The organism is Marinobacter sp. (genome assembly GCF_035268745.1).
GTDB lineage: Bacteria > Pseudomonadota > Gammaproteobacteria > Pseudomonadales > Oleiphilaceae > Marinobacter.
On the sequence record NZ_DATFKH010000121.1, the window covers coordinates 1 to 4,510 of the forward strand.

Annotated in this window: 2 protein-coding genes; both read left to right on the forward strand. The window is 52.9% G+C overall.

Going from position 1 to position 4,510, the window contains the following annotated elements; all coding sequences use genetic code 11:
- The first annotated feature begins 233 nt into the window (after nucleotides 1-233).
- Nucleotides 234-2,192, forward strand: a complete 1,959-nt coding sequence (locus VJ956_RS10045; RefSeq protein WP_324084378.1) for a hypothetical protein — start codon at nucleotides 234-236, stop codon at nucleotides 2,190-2,192.
- A gap of 174 nt (nucleotides 2,193-2,366) precedes the next feature.
- Nucleotides 2,367-4,510: hypothetical protein (locus tag VJ956_RS10050; RefSeq protein WP_324084380.1), on the forward strand; the 2,144-nt coding region annotated here is incomplete at its 3' end.

The window sequence follows — 4,510 nt, forward strand, 5'->3', positions numbered from 1 at the left end:
AAACACTTTGGAAAGGCTCATACTTTTTGACAAGACAAGATTGCAAACTGCCATCTTGGGAAACTCCCCGAGTCGATTAGTATTAGTTGTTTTTAAGCACTATCCGTTCTATTCGTTACACTCAAGCCCTTCTACCTTCTATCATGTCTGCTCCCGCGTCCCGCGAAGATTGCGATACCTTCTTGGACTGGTTCTCGCACAGTTCGAACGATACCTTCGACGGTTCGGGTATTATGACCGTTGCTGATCCTACTACCTGGAACGGTTCGTCCACTGGCACCACTATCTACAACATGGAAGAAGGTTCACCCTTGGCCTTCGTAGGTCTCTTTCCGGACGCGTCGCACGTTGGTACCGGTGCCACCCGACTCCTCATGTTTCCGAAAACCTTCCCTACCACCCTTCGTGGCTCGACACCCTACGACGGGAAGGTCTACGCTTTCGTGGATGAGGTTGGCGGAGGTACCGCTCCAACCGTAACCTTTCCTACGGCACCCTTTGCCCTTCCCACCAACGATGCTACTATCGTTCCGGCAGATCCCGCCGCCTTCGTGACAAGCATGAGCGGGCACAATAACCCGCTCAACACCCGTCTCACGGCCACCGCCGGTACTACGCAAGACGTCCACTGTCCACGTCTCACCTGGGTGCCGCCACGTTATGTGCGCTTCTTGATTGGACGTCGTCTCACGCCACGTCAGGCAGCATTGGAAATCATTCCGATGGTCGTGAATGATGGCACCTACGGACGAGCTGCACCATTCACGAACTGGTTGATGATGGCCACGTATCCGGATTCTACGAATCCGACACCTTCCTTGTTGTTCGCAGCAGATGTTGCCGCACCGATCCAAGATCGTCAGTTCACCGAATGGCGTCAGCAAAGCCTTAACCGTATTCTTCCTGCCGTCGCAGGACTGCTCGGAGGAGGCGGGGGCCCTACTTCTCGTATTGCTAACCTCATGGGAGACCTTCTACAAGTCCAACGTGACGTACGCAATGACACGTCAGCGGCACGCGCCGCCGCGCAGGCCCCGAAAACCGTCGCGGAGTTCTTCGGTGACCACCTGGCCGAAAAATTATTGGCCCTCTGTCAAGCTCACGATACTCACGCCCTACCACAACTATGGATCAAGCTCGCCGCAGCTAATGGTAAACGCGAACGAGAAACCATCGAGACCGAGCTGCGCATCACTGGCACTGCACTTGGTGATCCCGAACTTGCTCCAGTCGTCACCCCGGACCTGGCCAAAAAGATTGTTGGGGTTCGCCTAGCTGGGAACAACATGGATGATTTCTCTGACGGAGTCAATCCCTTTCTCATGGTCATTCAGGACTATACCTCACCTGGGAGTGAAAAGCAGTATTTCGATGCCCTTTCTCTGGCAGCGGACTACGATACATTGGTTGGTGGATCGGCTGCTGCCGATCTGGCGGATATCACCAAGATGCGTACCGCTATCAAGGTCCAAGTTCCCACGAACTTTGTCACTATGCGACTCATGCTACAAGCCTTTTCGATCCTGCTTGTCACACTCATCGGTGAGACTCATCCTTTGGTCCAAGAGCTCTCACGCTTCACCGTACAGTTCATGAACAAGGAACCCTTCTACGTGAAATGTCTCACCAATATCGACCCCAAGTACGGACCAGCACGTCTTCTTCGATATGTCCAACTTAACGTTCGGGCCTACTTTTTGGAAATCATGGGTGCTGCTACGCCCGCACTCGTGAGCAGAGTCCACCTCCCGGAGTTTACTATTCGTTTGCGTGATATGCAAGTTGGAAACATGTCGTGGCTTCCGCACTTGCCACAGCGATACTACTCTACCTACACTCCTGACCCGAAGGATCCGGTAAAACCCGAAGATAAAACCAAAAAACCGGAAGACAAAGATCCCAAGGAAGATGGGGGAGGGAAGAAGAAGGCCCAGCCCGTACGCAATACTCATATGGAATCTCGTTTTGAAGACTTCAAAACCGGAATCTCCAAGAACAAGTTCAATGATGTGATCAAGAAAGTCGGACCTCCTCCCAAAGTCAAACGAGGCGGAGAGGAGGTAGCCATGTGTGTCTCCTACCACCTACGTGGTTCTTGTTTCGACACCTGCAGCCGCAAGGCTGACCACGGAGCACACTCCAAGGACGAGGACGATCAGCTCTACGCGTGGTGCAAGAAAGCCTTCGAATGAAGGTCCGGCGGCAGAAACGTTCGCGACGTTGTTTCTCACACGCCTCTACTCAAGTCGCCTCCAGCCACACCGGCTACCGTACCACAGGCCAGCGCAAGTAAGGTAGTCACTAAAGGTCTAGGAGGCGTGGGTAGTTCATCACAAAAGATCATTGTTCCCAAGCGACCACTTATCTTGTCCGACGACCTAGGTAAGTTAGTACATCAAGCCGTGGATCTGTACCAGTCCACAAACAATCTCGAGGAGTTCCTCCTTACATGTCAGGGGCCAAGCGACCTACAACCCGACATTGGTAAACTACCACACCCGGCAGCTTTGCTGCTGGACCAATACCGCACCAGCGGTGTTCCGTACAAGACTCACGCCGAACCCTGGACTCCCGAACAACGCGAGGAGGCTCTACGTCGTGGGGCACACCAGTCGGCATACCAGTACCTGGAATTTGTACGAAACGAATTTGTGGACTTCGTGAAGAAGCGCTTCTGGGTCGTCCTACCGGCCCAACTTCTGATGAACTTCAAGGAGTTGCGCTTAAGCCCTCTCGGGGTAGTGCCGCAGCACGAACGGCGACCACGAATTATCTGCGACTACACGTTCTACGGGGTTAATCAGGACACGTCACCTGACGCACCTCCCGAAGCTATGCAATTTGGAAGAACTCTCAAGCGTGTGCTCCAGCAACTAGCCAACGCAAATCCTGCACACGGCCCCGTCTATATGGCCAAGTATGACATGTCAGATGGTTTCTACCGTCTACAACTAGCCATGAACGCCATACTACCCCTGGCGGTGATGCTTCCCACCATGGAACATGAAGATCCCCTAGTTGCACTGCCTCTAGTCGTCACTATGGGATGGACAGAAGCACCACCATCTTTCTCCACGACTACCGAGACGTCCACTGACCTAGCTAATTGGACACTCGCCAAAGGCACATACGTTCCACCCCATCGATTGGAAGAACTTGCCGATACTGCTCCATCCAATCACGAAGAACGAAACGAAACCCGAATGCAACCATCGGTGGCACCACGTACATATGCAACCGCGCCAATTGCATACGTCGATGTATATGTGGACGACAAAATTGGACTGGCTCAGGGACCAAATTCTGCCCGCACACGGGTAACCCGAGCCATCATGCATTCTATCGATAAAGTAATGCGACCACTCGAAGACACAGATTCTCCCCACTGCAAAGAACCTATCTCGATAACGAAGTTGGAGAAAGGTGACGGTTACATGGCCACAAAGAAAACCATCCTCGGTTGGAACTTCGACACTGTGCACATGACGGTTCACCTCTCCACGCGGCGTCTGCAACGACTACACGATATTCTCGAAGAACTACCAGCCACACGGAAGCGAGTGTCAATCAAAACTTGGCACAAGGTTCTGGGAGAATTGAGGTCCATGGCAATGGCTTTGCCTGGATGTCGGGGTCTATTCAGTGCACTACAGGTACGCTTCAGGGAGGACAAGAAAAGAATTAGGCTTACCAAGATGGTACATGACTTCCTGGAAGACTTCCGTTGGATAGCATCCACACTGGACACCCGACCAACCCGCATATATGAATTAGTTCCCACCTCGCCACACATCATTGGTACCACCGACGCCTCGGGAGTGGGAATGGGAGGAACGTTCTTCATACCTACTCCATGGTCGACTCCGCTCAATCCGGACTATTATCCCTTTGTTTGGCGTGCCACCTTCCCCGATACCATCCAACAACGTCTGATCACCTTGGACAATCCCAACGGCTCCATCACCAACAGCGACCTCGAACTTGCTGGTACAGTGGCGCATCATGACGTTATTGCGTCCAAACTTGATGCAGCTGAACTTACCATTGGCACGGCTCACGATAACTATGCCGCCGTGATATGGAACCGCAAGGGCTCGACATCCACAACCGGTCCCGCAGCCTACCTACTTCGCCTACAAGCGTTGCATTCCCGACACCACCGCTACATCCCAATGCATGATTTTATTCCTGGCCACCTCAACCGTTTGGCAGATGAAGCCTCGAGACGCTTTACATGCTCGGACACCGACCTTCTCAACCATTTTAACTCTCATTATCCACAGCCACGCACCTGGACACTCTTGACCCTACGACCCGCGATGCATTCCGCCTTGATCTCCTGCTTGCACAAGAAGAGGGTCGAGCCTCCATCAGTACTTCACGATCCCGGGGAGAAGACAAATATTGGGGACACTGGCTGGAGTTCTGTGCCTCGCACTCCCTGGATCCCTACAGCACCACCCAAAACTTTATACCGTACCTACAAGTGTTCGCCAGGCGCATCCGTGAT

Excerpts from the sequence above, each read along its gene's own strand:
- VJ956_RS10045 (WP_324084378.1), top strand. The coding sequence starts at position 234 with ATGACCGTTGCTGATCCTACTACCTGGAACGGTTCGTCCACTGGCACC.